The sequence below is a fragment of the Jatrophihabitans sp. GAS493 genome (assembly GCF_900230215.1).
GTDB lineage: Bacteria > Actinomycetota > Actinomycetes > Mycobacteriales > Jatrophihabitantaceae > MT45.
On record NZ_LT907982.1, the window covers coordinates 165,795 to 187,040 of the forward strand.

Annotated in this window: 18 protein-coding genes and 1 riboswitch; of the genes, 8 read left to right on the plus strand and 10 right to left on the minus strand. The window is 66.9% G+C overall.

Annotated elements, in window-relative coordinates; translation table 11 throughout:
- Positions 1–3 precede the first annotated feature (3 nt).
- The 3 genes from CPH63_RS00725 (at position 4) to CPH63_RS00735 (ending at position 2,702) form a co-directional block, all read left to right on the plus strand.
- Positions 4–1,653 carry a DNA repair helicase XPB gene (locus CPH63_RS00725; protein WP_096304854.1) on the plus strand — a complete coding sequence of 550 codons (1,650 nt, stop codon included), beginning with the start codon at positions 4–6 and terminating at the stop codon, positions 1,651–1,653.
- A gap of 181 nt (positions 1,654–1,834) precedes the next feature.
- The gene (locus tag CPH63_RS00730) at positions 1,835–2,227 is read left to right on the plus strand and encodes a DUF805 domain-containing protein (protein WP_096301128.1); all 393 of its coding nucleotides are present in this window, start codon (positions 1,835–1,837) and stop codon (positions 2,225–2,227) included.
- A gap of 274 nt (positions 2,228–2,501) precedes the next feature.
- The gene (locus tag CPH63_RS00735) at positions 2,502–2,702 is read left to right on the plus strand and encodes a cold-shock protein (RefSeq protein ID WP_091361352.1); all 201 of its coding nucleotides are present in this window, start codon (positions 2,502–2,504) and stop codon (positions 2,700–2,702) included.
- 53 nt (positions 2,703–2,755) lie between these two features.
- Here CPH63_RS00735 and CPH63_RS00740 read toward each other — a convergent pair whose 3' ends face one another.
- The 4 genes from CPH63_RS00740 to CPH63_RS00755 all read right to left on the minus strand — a co-directional run bounded on the left by CPH63_RS00740 (position 2,756) and on the right by CPH63_RS00755 (position 6,346).
- On the minus strand, positions 2,756–3,331 hold the full coding sequence (locus CPH63_RS00740) for a carboxymuconolactone decarboxylase family protein (RefSeq protein ID WP_096301129.1): 576 nt from the start codon (positions 3,329–3,331) through the stop codon (positions 2,756–2,758).
- On the minus strand, positions 3,328–4,242 hold the full coding sequence (locus tag CPH63_RS00745) for an SDR family NAD(P)-dependent oxidoreductase (RefSeq protein WP_096301130.1): 915 nt from the start codon (positions 4,240–4,242) through the stop codon (positions 3,328–3,330). Before CPH63_RS00745 ends, CPH63_RS00740 begins: the two co-directional genes overlap by 4 nt.
- Before the next feature lie 73 nt (positions 4,243–4,315).
- A complete protein-coding gene (locus CPH63_RS00750; protein ID WP_096301131.1) occupies positions 4,316–5,359 on the minus strand; it encodes a glutathione S-transferase family protein in 1,044 nt (347 codons plus the stop codon).
- Between the two features lie 75 nt (positions 5,360–5,434).
- On the minus strand, positions 5,435–6,346 hold the full coding sequence (locus CPH63_RS00755; protein WP_096301132.1) for a hypothetical protein: 912 nt from the start codon (positions 6,344–6,346) through the stop codon (positions 5,435–5,437).
- Between the two features lie 420 nt (positions 6,347–6,766).
- Between CPH63_RS00755 and groL the strand changes: the two genes are divergently transcribed.
- Positions 6,767–8,392: a chaperonin GroEL gene (gene groL / locus CPH63_RS00760; RefSeq protein ID WP_096301133.1), complete on the plus strand. Its 1,626-nt coding sequence runs from the start codon at positions 6,767–6,769 to the stop codon at positions 8,390–8,392.
- Positions 8,393–8,593: 201 nt separating this feature from the next.
- Here groL and CPH63_RS00765 read toward each other — a convergent pair whose 3' ends face one another.
- From CPH63_RS00765 to CPH63_RS00775, 3 genes are all read right to left on the minus strand, one after another.
- Positions 8,594–10,972, minus strand: coding sequence for an MMPL family transporter (locus tag CPH63_RS00765; RefSeq protein ID WP_096301134.1), 2,379 nt, complete (start codon positions 10,970–10,972; stop codon positions 8,594–8,596).
- 194 nt (positions 10,973–11,166) lie between these two features.
- Positions 11,167–11,688: a DinB family protein gene (locus CPH63_RS00770; RefSeq protein ID WP_096301135.1), complete on the minus strand. Its 522-nt coding sequence runs from the start codon at positions 11,686–11,688 to the stop codon at positions 11,167–11,169.
- 75 nt (positions 11,689–11,763) lie between these two features.
- On the minus strand, positions 11,764–13,635 hold the full coding sequence (locus tag CPH63_RS00775; RefSeq protein WP_096301136.1) for a Na+/H+ antiporter: 1,872 nt from the start codon (positions 13,633–13,635) through the stop codon (positions 11,764–11,766).
- A gap of 216 nt (positions 13,636–13,851) precedes the next feature.
- Here CPH63_RS00775 and CPH63_RS00780 point away from each other — a divergent pair, with 216 nt between their 5' ends.
- Entirely contained in the window at positions 13,852–14,862 is a 1,011-nt protein-coding gene (locus tag CPH63_RS00780; protein WP_157749184.1) for a type IV toxin-antitoxin system AbiEi family antitoxin domain-containing protein, read from the plus strand.
- 54 nt (positions 14,863–14,916) lie between these two features.
- Here the strand turns inward: CPH63_RS00780 and thrC are convergent, their stop codons facing one another.
- The 3 genes from thrC to CPH63_RS00795 form a co-directional block, all read right to left on the minus strand.
- Positions 14,917–16,179, minus strand: a complete 1,263-nt coding sequence (gene thrC, locus CPH63_RS00785) for a threonine synthase (protein ID WP_096301138.1) — start codon at positions 16,177–16,179, stop codon at positions 14,917–14,919.
- A 17-nt stretch (positions 16,180–16,196) separates the two neighbouring features.
- Positions 16,197–16,366: riboswitch (SAM riboswitch) on the minus strand.
- 115 nt (positions 16,367–16,481) lie between these two features.
- Positions 16,482–17,078 carry a LytR C-terminal domain-containing protein gene (locus tag CPH63_RS00790; protein WP_096301139.1) on the minus strand — a complete coding sequence of 199 codons (597 nt, stop codon included), beginning with the start codon at positions 17,076–17,078 and terminating at the stop codon, positions 16,482–16,484.
- Positions 17,079–17,089: 11 nt separating this feature from the next.
- Complete coding sequence (locus tag CPH63_RS00795; protein WP_371364810.1) at positions 17,090–17,371, minus strand: DUF3263 domain-containing protein; 282 nt, start codon at positions 17,369–17,371, stop codon at positions 17,090–17,092.
- Between the two features lie 444 nt (positions 17,372–17,815).
- Here CPH63_RS00795 and CPH63_RS00800 point away from each other — a divergent pair, with 444 nt between their 5' ends.
- Genes CPH63_RS00800 through CPH63_RS00810 form a run of 3 tightly spaced genes read left to right on the plus strand, consistent with a single transcriptional unit; the run spans position 17,816 to position 21,195 of the window.
- Positions 17,816–18,178 (plus strand): hypothetical protein, encoded by a 363-nt coding sequence (locus CPH63_RS00800; RefSeq protein ID WP_096301141.1) that lies wholly within the window; start codon positions 17,816–17,818, stop codon positions 18,176–18,178.
- A complete protein-coding gene (locus CPH63_RS00805) occupies positions 18,175–19,557 on the plus strand; it encodes a hypothetical protein (RefSeq protein ID WP_096301142.1) in 1,383 nt (460 codons plus the stop codon). The genes CPH63_RS00800 and CPH63_RS00805 overlap by 4 nt, the downstream gene beginning before the upstream one ends.
- A gap of 21 nt (positions 19,558–19,578) precedes the next feature.
- Positions 19,579–21,195 carry a long-chain fatty acid--CoA ligase gene (locus CPH63_RS00810; RefSeq protein ID WP_197704512.1) on the plus strand — a complete coding sequence of 539 codons (1,617 nt, stop codon included), beginning with the start codon at positions 19,579–19,581 and terminating at the stop codon, positions 21,193–21,195.
- Positions 21,196–21,246: the final 51 nt, after the last annotated feature.

Below are 21,246 nucleotides of genomic sequence, written 5' to 3' on the forward strand. Positions count from 1 at the left end.
CGAGTGACAGACGGCCCGCTCATCGTTCAGTCCGACAAGACTCTGCTCCTGGAGATCGATCACCCACAGGCCCAGGAGGCGCGCGCCGCGATCGCCCCCTTCGCCGAGCTGGAGCGGTCACCGGAGCACGTCCACACCTACCGGCTCACGCCGCTGGGCCTCTGGAATGCCCGGGCCGCCGGGCACGACGCCGAACAGGTTGTGGACGCGCTGGTGCGTTACTCGCGCTATGCGGTGCCCCACGCGCTGCTCGTCGACGTCGCGGACACGATGGATCGCTACGGACGACTTCAGCTGGTCAAGGATCCGGTGAATGGGCTGGTGCTCATCGCCAAGGATCGGGCCGTCCTGGAAGAGATCCTGCGACAGAAGAAGATCGCGCCGATGCTCGGCAACCGTATCGACGACGACACCGTCTCGGTGCACCCGTCCGAGCGTGGCCGTCTGAAGCAGGGACTGCTCAAGGCCGGCTGGCCGGCGGAGGATCTCGCCGGCTACGTCGACGGCGAGGCGCACGCCATCGCCCTGGAGCCCGATGGCTGGGTGCTGCGCGACTACCAGCAGATGGCGGTCGAGTCGTTCTGGGCCGGTGGCTCCGGTGTCGTCGTCCTCCCTTGTGGCGCGGGCAAGACACTGGTCGGCGCCGCGGCCATGGCCCAAGCCGGGGCAACCACTCTCATCCTGGTCACCAACACCGTCTCCGGCCGGCAGTGGAAGCGCGAACTGATCGCCCGCACCTCGCTCACCGAGGAGGAGATCGGCGAGTACTCCGGCGAGCGTAAGGAGATTCGTCCGGTCACCATCGCGACCTATCAGGTGATGACCACGCGCCGTAAGGGCGAATACCGCCACCTGGAGCTCTTTGACAGCCGCGACTGGGGGCTCATCATCTACGACGAGGTGCACCTGCTCCCGGCGCCGATCTTCCGCCTCACCGCGGACCTGCAGTCTCGCCGCCGACTGGGCCTCACCGCCACGCTGATCCGCGAGGACGGTCGCGAGTCCGACGTCTTCTCCCTCATCGGGCCCAAGCGCTACGACGCGCCCTGGAAGGACCTGGAGAACTCCGGTTGGATCGCCCCGGCTGACTGCACGGAGGTCCGGGTCACGCTCACCGATGCCGAGCGCATGACCTACGCAACCGCCGAGCCCGAAGAGCGTTACAAGCTGGCCGCCACCGCACGCACCAAGCTGCCGGTGATCGCCACCATCGTCGATCAGCACCCGGACGATCAGGTGCTGGTGATCGGGGCCTATCTGGAGCAGCTTGACGACGTGGCCGAGGCTCTGGGCGGCGTACCGATCATCCAGGGGTCGACGCCGAACAAGGAGCGGGAGCGCCTCTACGACGAGTTCCGTCGCGGTGAGCTGCGGGTGCTCGTAGTCAGCAAGGTGGCCAACTTCTCCATCGACCTACCCGAGGCCTCCGTTGCCGTCCAGATCTCCGGCACCTTCGGTTCGCGGCAGGAGGAGGCACAGCGCCTCGGACGGGTCCTACGCCCGAAAGCGGATGGGCGTCAGGCGCATTTCTACACGGTGATCGCCCGGGACACCCTGGACGCTGAGTACGCGGCCCACCGGCAGCGCTTTCTGGCCGAACAGGGTTACGCGTACACCATCGTCGACGCCGACGACCTCCTGCGTCCGCTCTAAGCGCGCTGCTCGACGCGGGCCCTCGTAACGCTCCGCAACCGCGCGCATCGCTCTGGTGCCAGATCGAGAACCCGATGGATCTCCCTATTGCGAAAGGGGAATCCCTCCTGCGAAGATCAACCGCCGGCGACGCCCGGCTGCGGGGTCGAAGACGGTCCCGCCTTCGACAGGGAGAGAAAATATGACGTTCGCCGATGCGGTCCGCTCGGTCCTCACCAAATACGCAACCTTCGGCGGACGGGCGCGGCGATCGGAGTACTGGTTCTGGACCCTTGCCGTCATCCTCGCCTACATCGTGGTGGTGATCGTCAGCGCAGTTATCGGGACGGCGATCCTCGCGTTCGTCTTCATCCTCGCCGTGGTCATCCCGGGCATCGCCGTCACGGTGCGCCGACTGCACGACACTAACCGCTCCGGCGCCTGGTACTTCATCGCGTTCGTCCCGATCGTCGGGGGGATCATGCTGCTGGTCTTCACCTGCCAGGACAGCACTCCCGGCCCGAACCAGTACGGCCCGTCGCCGAAGGACCTCGGTAATGCCGCGCCGGCCGCGCCCTATGGACAACCCGCCTGACACTCTAGCTATCGGCGGCCCGATTGAGCCGAGCGCGTGTTAATACCCCATTCGGTCGATCCGCGAAAGTCTGGACCTTTACTCGACGCCCGTGTAGCGTCCGGGCCGGTCATTGTTACAAAGTTTCAGCGAAACCAAGTACGACGGACGCATCGAGAAAGCGCTTACCGCGCCGACGGTGAAGACGTGCACGAAGTGAAAGCGGGACCGAAGAACGAAGACCCCGGGGCTCACGAAGTGTGCGCTCCGGTTTGGCCCCTAGCAAGGAGTGCACGTGGCACAGGGCACCGTTAAGTGGTTCAACAACGAAAAGGGATACGGCTTCATCGCCGTAGACGACGGACAGGACGTATTCGTCCACTACTCAGCAATTGAGTCCGACGGCTACCGTTCGCTCGACGAGAACCAGCGCGTCGAGTTCGAGGTTGCGCAGGGTCCGAAGGGCCCGCAGGCGGAATCGGTCCGCGTCGTCTGATCCTCACCAAATGTAGAACGGCCCGACATCTGCCCGATGTTCGGGCCGTTCTGCTATCCGGCCGAGCCAGGTCGCGGCCCTGGGTGGACGAACGTATCGTCCTGAATGCGCAGCGTCCCGATGAACGTTGCCAGCATCTCGTAGTGCGTGATGAGCATGCACACCTCGATCAGTTCCGAGTCGGAGAGAAATCCGCTCAGTTCCGACCAGAGTGTTTGGTCGATATCCCGTGTCTCATGTATCGAGTCAACCGCGCGCAGAATGCTCTGCTCGCGCGCCGACCAGCTGGCGGCGGTCGACCCCTGGGCGATATCGGCGATCTCATCGGCCGTCAATCCGATCGAGCGTCCAATTCGTTCATGGTGGGTGAATTCGTAGGTGCAGGAGCGGAGATAGGCGACGCGCAGAATCATCAACTCGGTCTCGCGACGGGGAAGTGTCCCGCGGGGCATCATTGCCGATCCGAAGCGCAGCCAAGCCCGGAAGAGTTTACGATTGCGCCCCATTGTCGTGAATAGGTTCGCCGAGCTGGCCTTCATATAGCGGGCGCCGACTTTGGTGATCACCGAGTTCAGCAGACCGAGCTCCCGTCGATCTCCCGGGCGAATACGCGGCGCGTCGATCGTCATGGGTCATCCCGTTCTGCCGCGGCCACAGCCGTCGGCGGTTTGGGCGCTGCCTGAGGCAGCGACTTCGGCACCGGCTGCAGGGTGGTCAGCGGAGCATGCTCGACTCGAGCGATATCCACCGCGCGCTGCACCCCGCGGCGCATTCCCAGATCCACCACACGCTGCGCGACGGCCCGCGCCGGCAGTACCGCCCGGAAGCGCCGGGGGGCGACGATCGAGCGCGACCGGCGGGCAATGCCCCGCTCGAGCGCGTCGATCGCCACCGAGAGTGGCGTGACGTGATGGAACGGATTCCCAGCCATCAACGAGGTGGCGGAGGCGGCCGCGAAACCCCGGCTGGTCATCTCGGTGTCCAGTTCGCCGAAGTACGCGATCCCCACCCGCGCACCGGAGGGACGCAGCTCCATCCGCAACGTGGTTCCGAGCGCCTCGACGGCCGCTTTGGAGGCACTGTAGGCGCCCATCAGCGGCAACTGCACCGCAGCCGCCACCGACGCCGTCAGGAGCGCATACCCGGCGGTGTGGTCGATGTACTCACCGGCGGCGTCGATCGTGTAGTAGGTGCCCAGCAGGTTCACCGCGATGGTGCGCTCGAAGGTCTCCCGATCCCCGCCGATCAGGGGCAGCGCGCTGGCTACGCCGGCGTTGGCCACCACCACGTCCAGACCACCGAGCTCAGCGGCCATCGCGGAGACGGCGGTGCGCAGCTGAGCGGCGTCGGTGACGTCGCACTCGCGGTGTGGCGCATCCGAGCACGCCTTCGCCACCCGGTCGAGGCATTCGGTCTCCAGACCAACCAAGGCAACCTGCGCGCCACGGGCGTGCAGACGCTGCGCCAGCGCGGCGCCGATGCCCCGCGCCGCTCCGGTGATGAGAACCCGCCGACCCTGCAGTGCCTCGTCACGAGCCATAGCTGGACAGTACATGCGTACCGCACTGAATCTAACTACAGGATCCAGCGATCGGCGCCGTCGGCACGGGCAGCTAGGCCTGATAGCCCGGTGGCGTGTGCGACGGATCGACGACCTCTGCCGGCTTCGGAGGCGGCGGCGGGGTCCCGTCACCGAATGGCCGCCCACCCAGCTCCTCCCGGCCGTGCCGGGTGAGCCAGCCGTTGAGATCCGGTCCCTTGGGCACGATCTGCGTCGGGTTCACGTCCTTGTGCACGATGTAATAGTGCTGCTTTATCTGGACGAAGTCGGTTGTGTCACCGAAGCCGGGCGTCTGGAAGAGGTCCCGCGCGTAGGCCCAGAGCACCGGCATCTCCGACAGCTTGCTGCGGTTGCACTTGAAGTGACCGTGGTAGACGGCGTCGAAGCGGGCGAGGGTGGTGAAGAGGCGGACATCGGCTTCGGTGATGGTGTCGCCGACCAGGAACCGCTGCCGTCTCAGGCGCTCACTGAGCCAGTCGAGGCGGGCGAAGAGATGTTCGTAAGCCCGCTCGTAGGCCCGCTGCGAACCCGCGAAGCCGGCCCGGTAGACGCCGTTGTTGACGTCCCGGAAGACCAGGGCCGCCACCTCGTCGATCTCGTCCCGCAACTGCGGCGGGTAGAGCTCGGGCGCACCGTCTCGGTGAAATCGCGTCCATTCGGTGGAGAAGTCAAGGGTGATCTGCGGGTAGTCGTTCGTCACCACCTGCCCGGTGCTCACCTCGACGATCGCCGGCACCGTGATGCCCCGCGGGTAGTCGGGGAAACGGGCGAAGTACGCGTCGGCGATGCGCGGAATGCGCAGCACCGGGTCCAGGCCGTCCGGGTCCAGATCGAAGGTCCAGCTGCGCTGGTCGTGGGTCGGTCCACAGATCCCCATCGAGATGGCATCCTCCAGCCCGAGCAGCCGGCGCACGATGATCGAGCGGTTGGCCCACGGGCAGGCCCGCGCGACGATGAGGCGGTAGCGGCCGGCCTCGACCGGGTACCCATCCCGCCCGTCCTCGGTGATGCGGGTCTGGATGTAGTTGGTGTCGCGGGTGAATTCGGCACCCGGCTCGATATAGCTCCCACCCAACGTGCTGACGTCGCTGCTCATCCCGGTCCCCTTGATCGTCTTCGGTGGTGACCCGTCGGACGCTACGCCTGCGCGGCGATCAAGGTCGGCCGCGATTCAGGCGCCGCGGACCGAGCGGGGGGCCGCGCCGTTCGCGGCGGCGAAGGCGAGGGTGAAGTGACCGTGTCCGTCGTTGAGGTAGACGCGCGGCGGGGCGTCGCCACCGCTCACCTGGACGTCCGTCTTGTGGTCGTGGTTGGCGTCCAACAGCGCGGTTGCGTACATGGTTTCACCGGTCGGGTCGGACTCCAGGGTGACGATGGCGCCGCTGGACCCGAAGGCGACGAGGGCCCCGGAACCGCTCTGGCCCGGCTGCGGCCCGTGGGAGAACGCGTAGCTGGTCGCGATGTCGGTGCCACGCTTGCCGTCCAGGTTGCCGAAGTTCACGGGCACTCCGGGGTGATCATTGGCGAAGTGGATGGGCCCGGCAACGAAGGTCGCGCCGGAGCGGAGGAAGGTCTGGAAGCCCTCGCCCTGGTCGGTGGACTCCCACAGGTCGCCGCGGCCGTCACCGTTGAAGTCCTGCGAGCCGATCACGCTCGGCATCCACTCGGTTGGTCCGGCGGCCGACAGCACGTGGAACCCGCCCAGGGCATAGGAGTGGTTGAGCGTCGACGGGTACGGCCCGTCGAACCAGGTCACCACGATGTCATCAGTGGCACTGTGCTTGCGGGCAACAGCGACGCCCATGTCGGGGCAGATACCGCCGGCGGCGAGTCCCGGGATGGTGTACTCGTGCACTACCGGCGGGGCGAAGGTGCCGTTAGCGCGCCCCTTCTCGACGGTGACGGTGCAGCCGTTGGCATCAGAGCCGAGGGTGATTCGGTCGGGGCGAGCACCGCCGGTGACGTTGCCGAGGAAGGGCTGGTTGCGGCCGTCTCCGGTGTCGGCCGAGGCGGGCTGGGCCAGCGCAATCGTGGCGATGGCGACGGTGGCGGCGGTGCTAGCGAGCAGAGCAAGGCGACGCATCTGAATTCCCCCCCAAGCGCGGCGACCCCCTGTCACCGACCTAACGCCGAATGTACGCACGAGTACGGGGCGCGATCAAGTGTTTACCGAGAAATTCTGGAGTCAACTCTTCTGGGCGCCCGATGGGCACGGAGGAGGAGGATCCACAGCTCCCCGGGCGGTAGCTTGCACTCTCCATGCCCGAGTGCCAGAATTGCACCTAGCACTCACCATCGGCGAGTGCTAACCACCGGCGTCTACGGTGAGGTTGCACGGGCTTGGCGCCATCCGGCGCTTGTTCGCTCAGCCGTCCGTCGCGGGCACCCAAGCCGCCGATAACCACCTCGACTCGCTGTCGTTCAGCTACTGCTGTCCGCGGCTACGGCCGAGGTGATCCAAGACAACTAAGCATGTCCACCTATCACGTGAGGACAACACCGCATGGCTAAATTGATCGCGTTCGACGAGGAGGCCCGTCGCGGCCTTGAGCGCGGCATGAATATTCTTGCCGATGCCGTAAAGGTGACGCTGGGCCCGAAGGGTCGCAACGTCGTTCTGGAGAAGAAGTGGGGCGCCCCCACCATCACCAACGACGGCGTCTCCATCGCCAAGGAGATCGAGCTCGAGGACCCGTACGAGAAGATCGGCGCGGAACTCGTCAAAGAGGTAGCGAAGAAGACCGACGACGTTGCCGGTGACGGAACCACCACCGCCACCGTTCTCGCTCAGGCGCTCGTCAAGGAAGGCCTGCGCAACGTCGCGGCCGGAGCCAACCCGATGGCGCTCAAGCGCGGCATCGAGCAGGCCGTCATCGCCGTCTCCGAGGAGCTCGGCCGCCAGGCCAAGGACGTCGAGACCAAGGAGCAGATCGCGGCCACCGCTTCGATCTCCGCCGCTGACACCAGCGTCGGCGAGCTCATCGCCGAGGCGATGGACAAGGTCGGCAAGGAAGGCGTCATCACCGTCGAGGAGAGCAACACGTTCGGTCTCGAGCTCGAGCTCACCGAGGGTATGCGCTTCGACAAGGGTCACATCAGCCCTTACTTCGTCACCGACACCGACCGTATGGAAGCCGTCCTGGACGACCCGTACATCCTCATCGTCGAGTCGAAGATCTCCTCGGTGAAGGACCTGCTCCCGCTGCTGGAGAAGGTTATGCAGAGCGGCAAGTCGCTCGCCATCATCTCCGAGGACGTCGAGGGCGAGGCCCTGGCCACCCTGGTCGTCAACAAGATCCGTGGCACCTTCAAGTCCGTCGCCGTCAAGGCTCCGGGCTTCGGTGACCGTCGCAAGGCCATGCTGGCCGACATCGCCATCCTCACCGGTGGAGAGGTCATCAGCGAGACCGTCGGTCTCAAGCTGGAGAACGCCGGTCTGGAGCTGCTCGGACGGGCCCGCAAGGTCGTCGTCACCAAGGACGAGACGACCATCGTCGAAGGTGCCGGTGACGCCGACCAGATTCAGGGTCGCGTCAACCAGATCCGTGGCGAGATCGAGAAGAGCGACTCCGACTACGACCGCGAGAAGCTGCAGGAGCGCCTGGCCAAGCTGGCCGGCGGCGTTGCGGTCATCAAGGTCGGCGCGGCCACCGAGGTCGAGCTGAAGGAGCGCAAGCACCGCATCGAGGACGCCGTGCGCAACGCGAAGGCGGCCGTCGAAGAGGGCATCGTCGCCGGTGGCGGCGTGGCCCTGGCGCAGGCTTCGGTCACCGCGTTCGACAAGCTCGAGCTGACCGGCGACGAGGCCACTGGGGCCAACATCGTCAAGGTTGCCCTCGAGGCCCCGCTCAAGCAGATCGCGATCAACGCGGGTCTCGAAGGCGGAGTCGTGGCCGAGAAGGTTCGCGGACTGCAGCCGGGATGGGGCCTCAACGCCGCGTCCGGCGAGTACGTCGACCTGATCGCCGCCGGCATCATCGACCCGGCGAAGGTGACGCGCTCGGCGCTGCAGAACGCAGCCTCCATCGCGGCGCTCTTCCTCACCACCGAGGCCGTCGTGGCCGACAAGCCCGAGAAGGCCGGTGCCCCCGCGGGCGGCGGCATGCCGGGCGGAGACATGGATTTCTAAATCCTGACTCCATCGGGCGCCGCTGATCAGGGCGCCCAGCAATAACCTCGAAGAAGGGGCGGATCCGAAAGGGTCCGCCCCTTCTTCTATTCGGTCACGGGTCCGGCACGGGCTGGGTCTGGCACGGGCTGGATCTCGAAGATCCTGCAGATGGTGCACCAGGGCGCACACAATGCAGGACGTTCACACGACCGGGGTCGGTTAGGGACGGTGCCGGTGCTTGCCGGTGCTGCCGCCGCTCTCGATGCGACGGTGGCGACGCGGCTCGGTGACCGCCGGCTGCTCGCCGGTGATCTCCGGCGGCGCCGGCTGGCGCACGATCGGCGGAGGCAGCAGCACGGTCCGCTCCGCCGTCGGGGCCGGCTCGGCGGGAGAGCGCACCAGCGTGAGCTGTGGGGCCGGAGCCGGTGGGGGCGACGGGATGAGCACCAGCTTCGGCGCCGATCCGTCCGGCACCACCACCGGTCCCCCCTCGGTCACGCCGTAGCGGTCGTGGAAGCGCCGCAGCGGAGCCGGCGCCCACCAGTTGGCGGTGGACATCAGGCGCATCGCCGACGGCACCAGGAACGCCCGGATGATCGTCGCGTCGAGCAGCACGGCAACCGCGGTACCGACACCGAGCTGCTTGATGAAGAGCACCGACGAGGTCGAGAAGGCCCCGACCGCGACACAGAGCAGCAGCGCGGCGCTGGAGATGATGCGCCCGCTACGCCCGACTCCGGTCGCCACCGCCTCGACGTTGTCGCCGTCGTGGTCGTAGGACTCCTTGATCCGGGCCATTAGGAAGACGCCGTAGTCGGTGGAGAGGCCGAAGCCGATCACGGCCACCAGAATCGGTTGGCTAAGGTCGATAGCTCCCGTGCTCTGGAAATGCAACGGCCCTTCCAGATGCCCCCACTGGAAGATCCAGACCAGCACCCCGATCGTCATGCTCACGTTCAGGATGTTCACCAGCAGCGTCTTCACCGGCAGAACCACTGAACCGGTGAGCAGGAAGATGACCAGCATGACGGCGATCGCCACCACCAACGCCGCCATCGGCAGGTGGGCCAGCATGCTCTGCTCGTTGTCGACGAAGGCGGCCGTCTCGCCGCCGACCAGCAATTTATTGGGACTCGGCAGCTCGCGGATGTCATGCAGCGCGTTCTCAGCGGCCTGACTGAATGGGCCGTCGAAGACGACCGCGCTCAGGCTCCAGGTATCGCTGCCCAGGAAGACCGGCGCGGCGGGCACCACCACATGCGGCACCTTCGCCACCCGCTGGGCCAGCGTGGTGACCTCAGCCTGGGCCTCCTTCGGGGCTTCGACGGCGACGTTGATGGTGGTTCCCCCGGAGTTCGGGAACTCCGAGGCGACTCGCTCACTGACGGTGCGCACGACCGAATTCGTCGGCAGCGAATTGACGTTGATGTTGCTGAACCGGGTACTCAACGCCGGCCAGGCGAGCGTCGCGACCAGGATGAGGCTGGCCACCAGCACCACCTTGGCGTGCCGCATAACCCACTTGGCCAGGCGATACCAGACGATCTTGTGGACGTGACCGGTGTCCTTGCGCCGGGCCCGAGCCGAGCCCGGCAGCGTGAGCGAATCGATCCGGTGCCCCAGCAGGACCAGCGCGGCCGGCAGCACGATGATCGACACGGTGGCCGAGACCAGGGTTACCAGCGCTCCGCCGACGCCCATCGAGAAGAGGAACTTCTGCGGGAAGAGCATCAGCGCCGACATGGAGGCGGCGACGGTGAGCGCGCTGAAGATGACGGTGCGCCCGGCGGCCATACCGGCGGCCAGCGCCGCCCGCGGGGTGTACCCGTAGAGGACAGTCTCCTCCCGATACCTGGACATGATGAAGAGGCAGTAGTCGATCGCCAGCCCCAGTCCGAGGCCGGTGACCAGGTTCAGAACGTAGCTGGAGATGCTGGTGATCTCAACGACGCCGCGCAGCAGCATCAGCGTGGTCACGATCGCCAGCACGCCGATTCCGATGGTCACCGTCGCCGCGACCACGCCCCGGAAGATCCAGAGCGCGAGCAGGAAGAGCAGGGGCAGCGCGAAGAGCTCCGCCTTGCTGAGGTCACCGGCGACCCGGTCGCCGATCTCCAGGCCGGTGACGCTTACGCCGCCGAGGGCGACGTCAGGCTCGCCCTTGAACTGTTCGGAGATGCTCTTGGCCAGGACGTTGCGGTCGACGCCGCTCTTGAATTGGACGCTGACGATCGCGGACTTGCCGTCCTTGGAGACCAGCGCCGGGCTGTTGCTGTTGAGGTAGCTCTGGACGTTGGCGACGCCCTCGTCGTTGAAGAACTTCAGGGCAACCTGGCTGACCCGATAGCGACCGGCGGTGCTCGCGATCCCGCCCTTGGGGCTGACGATGGCGACGATGTCGAGGTCGGCGCTCATTCCCGCGGCATTGGTCAGCCGCTGCGCGGTCAGTACGCTCTCGGCGGTCGGCGAGTCACTGTCGTTGGTCATCTTCGACAGCGTCGTCGAGCCGACGACGGCCGCCAGCAGCCCGAAGAGGATCGCGCCGAAGACGATCACGCGTCCGTGGGAGACCGTTCGCCGAATCAGGGCGGTGATCATCGAACGGTGCGCACCCCCAATGGCTCCCGAGACATAAATCTTCTGAGTATCGGGGAAGTCTACTGGCGAGTAGCGAAAACGCCATAAGGGAATTTCGTCTAAATAAGATCCCAATCAGCCTGTTTCACCAGTGGTAGCGGTTTCGTCACCAGCAGGCGCACCCGCGTGAGGTATTTGCTGCTAAAGCGGGAGAATCAGGCACTGATGTCGTGCAGGTGGTGCACCAGATCATGGGCAAAATAACGACCAAGTGAATCTACTGTGAAGACTGATCCATTCGAGCGCCGGCCGCGCCGCACCCACTGCTCGTCCTGCACCGAGCCGAAGATCCGGGCCGCGTCAGTGAACTGCACCTGCAGCTCTGCCGCCACCTGGGATGGGATCTGCTCGGCGTAGCGGTCGGTCACCGCGGTCTCGTCCTGGTCCCAGTTAGGAAACTGCGGGTCGTCATTGTTGAGCATCAGCTCGACCCGTTCGGTGAAGATCCGATTCACGTCACGGACGTGGCAGGCGTATTCAAGGGTCGACCAGGTGCGCGGCTCGGGGCGCTGCTTGGCGTCCGGGCGGGTCAGCGCGACGGTGAAGCGGTGACGGGCGTCGTCGACGATCCCAGCGACGTCGGAGCCGCTGACCTGGGCAGCATCGAAGCCGCACTCCGGACAGGGTTCGTCGAGAATCCAGGTCCAATCCTTGTCATCGACGGCCGGTTGCTCCATGGCTCCACGATATCGAAGGGGACCCGCCCCTGACCAAGCCGTCGTCGGCGTGTCCGGGGCGAGCGTCGGTACTGCTCACCCCAGCTGTTCGTCGAGGTAGCACCAGCGCCAGGCCTCGCCGGGTTCGACGCTGCGCATCACCGGATGGCCGGTCTGACGGAAGTGCGCCTCCGCGTGCAACCCGACCGAGGAGTCACAGCAGCCGACGTGCCCACAACTGAGGCACATCCGAAGATGAACCCAATTCGTCCCCTCCTCCAGACATTCGGCGCAGGCCCCAGGGGTCTGCTGCACGGCGGCTCGCGGCGCCTCCCGCAGGTGGCCGCACTCTCCGGCGACGGAGGGTCGGGCCACCAGGTCCTCGCCCAATCGCGAGTCCGCGCTCTCCAGCCGGTCCAGCAGCGACTCCTCGACGTCGACGGCCGCCATCGCCGCCCGCAGCACCGGATAGTCGACCGTGCCCGAGTCCCGGGCGTCCAGAATCGTGTCACGCTCCGCGGCCAGCATCTGCACCCGCAGTCGCCGGTAGGTGACCGAGGGCGGCTCCAGCTCGGACTCGCTGCGGCCAAGACGCTCCCAGGCCTGATTGCTGCGGCTCGCCGCGCGCGCCCGTAGCTGCTCGATGACCTCCTCGGGGTCACTCGGCTGCCGGATCTCCTCCAGCCGATCGAGGCCGGCCCGGGTCGCCTCGGAGACGAGAGAGGCCGCCTGCAGCGCGTCATCGGCGGCATCCGGCCCCTGCAGCCCGAGGCGCCTCACCAGCATCGGCAGGGTGAGCCCCTGGATCAGAAGCGTCCCGGCGACGACGGTGAAGGCGGTGAGTTTCAGCAGGGGCAGCTGCGGGATGCTGTCGGGGAGCAGGAAGACCGCGGCCAGGGTCACCACCCCCCGCATTCCGCACCAGGAGATGACGGCCGCCGTCGACCAGCTCCAGGCCTGCTCCCGCAACTTGGGCGGCCCGATCTTGTAGGCCCCGCACGCCGCGAAGACCCAGACGACGCGGGCCAGCATGCAGGCCAGCAGCACCGCGACGCAGGTCGTCGTCACCAGCGCGAAGGAGTCACCGCTGTCGCGTACCCCGCGCAGCATGTCGCGCAACTGCAGGCCGATGAGCAGGAAGACGAGGTTCTCCAGGATGAATTGAATGGTGCTCCAATTCAGGCTCTCGGAGATTCGCGAGGTCGCCGATTGGATGCGCGGGGCGGTGTGGCTGAGCAGCAGGCCGGTGATCACCACCGCGACCACGCCGGATGAATGCACCGCCTCAGCCGGCACAAAGGCGACATACGGCGCGACGAAGGAGAGCGTGGTGTCGAGCACCGGCTCGTCGATGTGCTTACGGATGTAGCCGAGGACGGTGGCGACCGCGATGCCGATGACGATTCCGCCGACGGCCGCAAGCAGGAAACGGGCCGCCACCTCGCCGACGGTGATGTCACGGGTGATCGCGGCGATGGCGGTATTCAGGGCGACCAGCGAGGTGGCGTCGTTGAAGAGGCTCTCGCCCTCCAGGATGGAGATGGTGCGCCGCGGCATCCCGACGCGACGCCCGACCGCGCTGGCGGCGACGGCGTCCGGCGGTGCGACGACCGCGCCCAGGGCGAAGGCCGCGGCGACCGAGATCGCCGGGATTAGCCACCAGGTGACGACCCCGATGACGGCCGTACTGAAGGCGACGAGGCCGATCGACAGCAGCATAATGGGGCGCCGGTTGCGTTTGATGTCGACGAAGGACATCCGCAGCGCCGACGCGTAGAGCAGTGGGGGCAGCAGGCCGGTGAGGATCACCTCGGGGTTGATCTTCAGCTCCGGCACGCCCGGGATGAATGAGCCGATGACCCCGACGACCACGAGGGCGAGTGGCGGCGAGGCACCGAAGCGCTCAGCCAGGCCGGCCACACTGGCGACGACGACCACAAGAGCGACCAGCTCGACAGCGATATGCACTAGGCCATCATCCCCGTCACGTGTTTCGCCGTTCCGAAGCGGCCGCGGGTACGCCGTTCTGCGGCTCGCTTTCTCGTGCTCTGCGCGCGGAATTGCCGGTTTTCCGGCCAGAACCGGCAATTCCGGGTGAAAGGCGGGTTATCCACAGACGGCCAGCTCTCCACAGATTCATTCAGCGGCTCACGAAGGTGTCGGCGGCGCGATCTGCTGGTCGCCATGCGAAGAACACCGCCGGGCAACCTGTTCAGCCGGGGCGAAGCGCTGGAAATCGGCTGGACCGACTCGGCGCTCGCCCGAGCCGTCGCGACGGGAAAGCTGCGCCGGCTTCGACAGGGCTACTACACCCGCGCTGACGTCCCCCCGGAGAGCGTGCCGACTCTGGCCGCACTGGCGGCATCCGCGGCATCGGGAACATCGGGGACACCGGGGACACCGGGGGCGTCGGGGGCGTCGGCGGGCCGGCCAAGAGCTGTGCTCAGCCACTTCACGGCCACCGAAATGCACGGGCTGCCTATCCTGCGCCACACGCGCAGCCGGCAGATCGCGGCCGCGCTTCCTCGCCTCACGGTGAGGCCCGGCATGACTGGACACCTCCAGGGAGTCCATCTGCACCGGGCGTCGCTGCGAGAGCAAGACGTCGTCCGGCTCGGCGCGGCCTCGCTGACCTCAGTAGCCCGAACTGTGATCGACGTTGCCCGAACGTCGGCGCTGATCGACGGCATCGTCTGTGCCGATGCCGCTCTCAACCAGGCGAAGACGACCGAAGCCGAACTCGACGACGTGCTCAACAGCTGCGCTGGTTGGCCGGGCAGCGCGGCGGCCCGACGCGTGCTGCACTTCGCCGATTGGCGGGCAGAGTCGGCGCTGGAGTCGATCAGCCGCTGGACCATGCACGATCTCGGGATTCCCGCTCCGATCCTGCAACCGCGAATCCGCACCGATCGCGGCACCTTCGTCGCCCGGGTGGATTTCTACTGGGACGAGTTCGGGGTGGTCGGCGAGGCCGACGGCGAACTGAAGTACGGCGGTGGGGGCGGCGTGTTGCTGCGCGAGAAGCGGCGTCAGGAGCGGCTGGAGGAGCTGGGCCTGGTGGTCGTCCGGTGGGGATGGGAGCAAGCGGCGGAGCGTCCGGCGACGCTGCACCGGCGGCTACGACGCGCCTTCACCCACGGGATGGCTCGCCGCCGAATAGCTCTTCTCCCGGAATCGTCGGTTCAGGAGTGCTAAACCGACCATTCCGAACACAAGGACGGCTACGACGTCGGACCCGATGAACCGGAACTACATGAGGCCGGCTTCGCGCATCCCCTTCACGGTGGCCGGGATGACGGCGGTCGGACCGGCTCCGTCGGCCACTGCATCGATGGTCTTCAGGCCGTCTCCGGTGTTGTAGATGACCGTCTCGACCGACGGATCCAGCTGCCCGGACTCAACCAGCTTCTTCAGGACGGCGACGGTGACTCCACCGGCGGTCTCGGCGAAGACGCCGGTGGTCGAGGCGAGGAGGCGGATACCGGCGCGAATCTCGTCGTCGTCCACAGACGCCATGGCGCCGCCGGTGGTGCGCACGACATCCAGGGCGTACGGGCCATCGGCCGGGTTGCCGATGTTCAACGACTTCGCGATCCCGGTCGGCTTCACCGGGGTGATGACGTCCTTGCCCTCGGCGAACGCAGTGGCGATCGGCGAGCAGCCGGCCGACTGAGCACCGAAGACCTTCCAGCTGCTGGCGTCGACCAGCCCGGCCGCAACCAGTTCCTTGAACGCCTTGTTGACCTTGGTCAGGAGGGACCCGGAGGCCATCGGGGCCACGATCTGCGGCGGGATGCGCCAGCCGAGCTGCTCGGCGACCTCAAAGCCCAGAGTCTTGGAGCCCTCGGCGTAGTACGGGCGGACGTTGACGTTCACGAAGCCGGTCGCCTCGAACTCGTCGGTCTCCGAGAGCTCCGAGCAGAGCCGGTTCACATCGTCGTAGGAGCCCTGGATGCCGACCAGTGTGGTGCCGTAGATGGAGGACTGAACGATCTTGGCCGGCTCCAGGTCGGAGGGGATGAAGACGATCGAGTCCATACCGATTCGCGCGGCGTGCGCGGCGACCGAGTTGGCCAGGTTGCCGGTCGAGGCGCAGGCGATTCGGGTGAAGCCGAGTTCGCGGGCGGCGGTCATGGCGACCGAGACGACCCGGTCCTTGAAGGAGTGCGTCGGGTTGGCCGAGTCGTCCTTGACCCACAGCGGCGCGGTGAAGCCGAGCGCCGCGCCGAGGCGATCGGCCCGGATCAGCGGGGTCATTCCGGTGTTGGACTCAACGCGAGTCTGCTCGTTCTGGCCGACCGGCAGCAGTCCGGCGTAGCGCCAGATCGACTGCGGTCCGGCCTCGATCTCGGCCCGGGTGACCCGGGCCAGCGCCTCGGCGTCGTAGCCGATCTCCAGCGGTCCGAAGCACTCAAAACAAGCGTGCTGAGCACCGAGTGGGTAAGTTGCGCCGCAGTTGCGACAGACCAGGCCAGAGGCCGGCGACGCTGCGCGCGAGAGTAGTGCGGTCATTGCTTGGGAGCCCTTTCTCCTCATCTTCCCTCGGTCACTGTGCGCCGAGGACGGAAGTGGCACCTCTCTGCGATGGCGGGCTCGACGGTGCACGCTTGCACACCTTGGTTCAACTGACGAGACGTATCCATCACAGTGGTTGCCGGGGCTTCATCGGGCCGTTTCCCTCTGCCCCTCTGGATGAGCGGTATTAAGTTGTGGTTCGTTCAGCACCCATTCTGACACATGCAGCTACATCAGATTTCCGATCGGAGCCGCGTCGACGGGGTGGCGGCCACCCGCTGCGACGGCTTCGAGGCCGGTCAGGAGGTGTAGTCGGGGGTCAGCACGACGATCAGCGGGCCGCTGGGTAGACCGTCGAACTTCTCCTTCACCCGTTTGATCGCTGGGAATTGCCCCTGCAGCGCCTTCGCGGCGGCTTCGTTGGCCGGATCGCTGGGGTCGTAATAGACGACGGTCGAGGCGATGTTGTTGGTGAGGTTCCCCACCGAGCTAACGGTCCACCCGCCGGAGACGAAGCGACTGCGAGCCGTCTGGGCCAGCCCGGTCTGGGTTGTGTTGTTGAGCACGACCAGAGGTATCGACTTGGAGTTCGTCAGGGTGGTCGATCCGGCCGACGAGGAGGCGCTGCCCGATGTGGAGGGGCTGGAGGCGCTCAGGGATGCCGTAGTCGGGGTAGCCGGGGTGGTCGTGGTCACCGGCACCGAGTCGGTGGCGACCTCGTTGCCGGCCGAATCGGTCACGATGCTCTGCTTCGCGGCGGCCACCGAGCGGCCGTTGGGGTGATGCAGTGCCACTATCGCGACGGCCGCCGCGGCGATGCCGATGAGGGCGAGGAGAGAGCCTGCGATGCGGTCGAATCGGCGCTTGGCCGGTCGTTCAGGAGCTATGTGCGACATATAGCTCCAGTTTATACGTCAATTCCCAGACGACGTGCCGAACGTTGGCGCTGGCGACTGGCGCGCAGTCGGCGCAGGCGCTTGACCAGCAGCGGGTCGGCGGCGAGCGCGGCGGGAGTGTCGATGAGGGTGTTCAGCACCTGGTAGTACCGAGTACTCGACATGTCGAAGAGCTCACGGATCGCCTGCTCCTTGGCGCCGGCGTAGCGCCACCACTGCCGCTCGAAGGCGAGCACCTCGCGGTCGCGGCGGGTAAGTCCGCCGACCACCTCGTCACTGGCGCCAGCGGGCAGGTAGGCCGAGATTCCCTCCGGAGCCGTCGCTGCGACGCTGGGCTCGGGGCAGCCGGTGGCGTCCGAGGGGCTCGATGACCCGCCAGCTCCCGAGGAAGCCTGTGCGAACTCCATGCGACCCTGCTCCCCTGACTGTCGTACGTACCTGTTCCGGACTGAAATCTCACGCTGCCCGGCGCGACAACGCTGCGCAACCGTCCTGTGCAACTCCGACAGCTTAGCGGCTGCCTGGCGCCTCTTGGACGAGGGACACCATAACGAATTGCACCATTGTTATTCACTTTATAGGCGCTGCAACACGCGGACGCCAGCGTGCGTCGCGCCGGCGATCGTGGCGGCCCCCCGGTGGCGGCGCAGCCACCGGTTTATCCACAGCAAGATCGGTTGTCCACAGGTGACGCGATCCGCTGGTGGCGACTGCCACGAGGCGGCCAAGCTCTATCCATGCAACCAGTCGACGCCCCCGCCCTGCACCGCTACGACCAGCAGTTGCAGCGGAACTCCGCGACGCTGCGGGGCCGGGCAGGTGAACTCCGCCGGCTAGCCGAGTTGCCCCGCTGGGAGTCCATGGCGGCCCGCCTCTATGCGGATCTGGTGCACACCGAGGCCCGGCTCCTGGCCGGATGCGCCGACCGTCTGCTGGACGCCGCCGAGATCCTCCGCCGGCACACTGACACCGCACTGCGCCGCGAGGCCGAGCTCGCCGCGGTGGCCCGAGCGGCAGCCGAAGCGGCCGAAGGGGCGGCGAGTGCAGTCGGAGAGGCGGCCCGCTCCGCCGTCCGCCGCGCCGGCGGCCTGCTGCCGTGACTGAACCCAGCGCCAATTGCCGCACCGGCGCCTCGTCGATCTCAGTGCACGGCGGCCCGGGTGGCATCGCCGCCGACTGTGACTCGCTGATCGCAGCCGCCGACTCGCTGGCGGCGATCGGGGCCGACGCCGCGCGGCTCGGACTGTCGCTGCACTATGTGCTCTTCGCACCCGAACTGGTAGTGCCGAGCATCCTCGATCCGCGCGGCGGTGCGCACTTCGAGTTGGACCTTGCGTCGGCCCTGGATGGACCGACGGGACTGCTCAGCTGCGCGGCCCGGGTGGCCGGACTCGAATTCGAACTCCGCTCGGCCGCTGCCGCCTACCTGGCGGCCGATCGCCTCGCCGACGCCGGCGAGCCCTACCTGGACGCCCTGCGGGCCCTGCCGGGCGCCGTCACGGCGGCGGCTGCGGGCGTGGAGCGATTGGAGCACGACTGGCTGGCCGGACGCCGGCAGGCGATACCGGGCGATCTCGCCGACCTGCAGCGCACCCTCACCGCCGACCCAGCGCTGGTTTCGGCAGTAACGCAGAGTCTCGGCCGGCTGCCCTTCGTCGCCACGCTGCGTGCCGGATTCACGGCCAGTCAACTGCTCAGCGACGGCAACCCGATCGTCACCCGGCGTGACGCTCAGACCGGTACAGCCGGCGGGGCCGACGAGCCGCCGCGCAATCTCGGGGATCTCGTGGCCGGACTCGAACGTCCGGGCTTCGGCGGTGATGTTGCCGTGCACATACTGCCGAATTCGGCACCCGGGGTGGCCGCCTCGACTGGAGCACGACGGGTCATCGTGGACATCCCGGGGACGGACAACTGGGCACCGTCGGCCGGCAATCCGGACGTGGCGAACCTCGGCACCAACCTGCTGGCCATCGAGGGAGCTACCACGACCTACGAGCGCGGCGTCATCGAGGCCATGCGGCAGGCCGGGGTCCGGCCAGGGGACGACGTGCTGCTGGTCGGGCACAGCCAGGGCGGACTGGTCGCGGTGACCACCGCCCGGGATCTCAGCCGAAGCGGCGAATTCCACGTCAGCCACGTGATTACGGCCGGGTCACCGATCGCGGCCACCGTGAGCGAATTGCCAGCGAATGTCCAGGTCCTGGCGTTGGAGAACTCCAGCGACATCGTGCCGATGCTTGACGGCGCGGTGAACCCCGATCGGCCCAACGTCACCACGGTGACGGTCTCGCACCGCTACGACGACATCGACGCTAGCCACGCCCTGCCGACGGCGTACGTGCCCGGCGCTCAGGACGTCGACACCAACGCGCCACGATATCCATCGGTTGCGGCGTATTTGCGGGGCCTGCACGGCTTTGTGAGTTCTGAAAGCATCGTCACTCAGACCTTCCATATTGCGCGTGGCACCGAGTAGGTTGCCCTGATGGACGGACTGATGCAAGACGCACCTCTGACGATCAACTCGATTTTCCAGCGCGGCGAGCAGTACTACGGGTCGAAGACCATCGCCACCCGCACCGTGACCGGAATCGACCGCACAACGTTCGCGGAGTGGGCCGTCGCAACCCGCAAGACGGCGGGCGTCCTTGAGTCCCTGGGGCTGAGCGCAGAGGCGCGGGTCGGCACCTTCGCCTGGAACTCGGCCAACCACCTGCAGGTTTACTACGCCGCGCCCTGCACCGGACGGATTCTGCACACCATCAACATCCGGTACTTCCCGGAGCACGTCATCTACTCGGTCAATCATGCCGAGGACGAGGCGATCTTCGTCGAGAACTCGCTGCTACCGCTCTTCAGCAAGTACCTCCCGAGCTTCACGACGGTGAAGCACGTGATCGTGATGGACGACGGCGGCGGCAACGAGTTGCCGGACGACTCCCGCGTCATCACCTACGCCGATGCGGTGAGCCGAGCCGACGAGATTGACCTCATCGACCGGGTCGACAACGAGCGCCAGGCCGCGGCTCTGTGCTACACGACCGGAACCACCGGCAATCCAAAGGGGGTTCTCTACAGCCACCGCTCCAACTGGCTGCACGCGAACGCAACCCTCAACGCCGCGACCCTCGGGCTCACCGAGCGCGATGTCATGCTCCCGGTCGTTCCGATGTTCCACGCCAATGCCTGGGGTTACGCATACTCCTCCGTGTTGGCCGGCGCGTCCCTGGTGATGCCCGGACCGGACCTCAGCCCGAAGGGAATCCTCAGCCTCATCGAGTCGGAGAAGGTCACCCTCTCGGCCGGAGTCCCCACCATCTGGATGGGCATGGTTCCGCTGCTGAAGGATTTCGACCTCTCCAGCCTGCGCGAAGTCCTCTGCGGCGGGTCGGCGGTGCCGAAGTTCCTCTCCGAGCAGTGGCGTGAGGCGATCGGCCTGCCGATCACCCAGGGCTGGGGCATGACCGAGACTTCGCCAGTCGGTTCGGTCTCGAGCCTGCGGGCGATCTTCGATGACTACACCGACGATCAGAAGGCCGATATCCGGGCCACGGCCGGTATCGCGCTGCCCGGCTTCGAGATGCGAATCGTCGATGAGGAGACCCGCGAACCGCAGCCTTGGAACGACGAGGCGACCGGTGAGCTCGAGGTACGCGGTGCCTGGGTCGCCAGCCAGTACTACCGCACCGACGAGCCAGGGGAGCAGTTCTCCCCGGACGGCTGGCTGCGTACCGGCGACGTCGCCGCGATCTCCGAGTACGGCTACATGCGCCTGGTCGACCGCACCAAGGACCTGGTGAAGTCCGGCGGCGAGTGGATCAGCTCGGTGGATCTGGAGAACCAGATCATGGCCCACCCGGCGGTGGCCGAGGCTGCGGTCATTGCGCTGCCGCACCCGAAGTGGATGGAGCGTCCCTTCGCATGCGTCGTGCTGAAGCCGGGCGAGGAGCTGGAGCCACAGGAGATCCTGGACTTCCTGGCCAAGACGGTCGACAAGTGGCAGCTGCCCGACGAGGTGGTATTCGTCGATGAGATCCCGAAGACGAGCGTCGGCAAGTTCAGCAAGAAGACGCTGCGCGAACAGTTCAAGGATCACGTGCTGCCCACGGCCTGAGTAGCCAAATCAGCAAGACGCTGCCCCGCCGGCCACGTGCCTGGTGGGGCA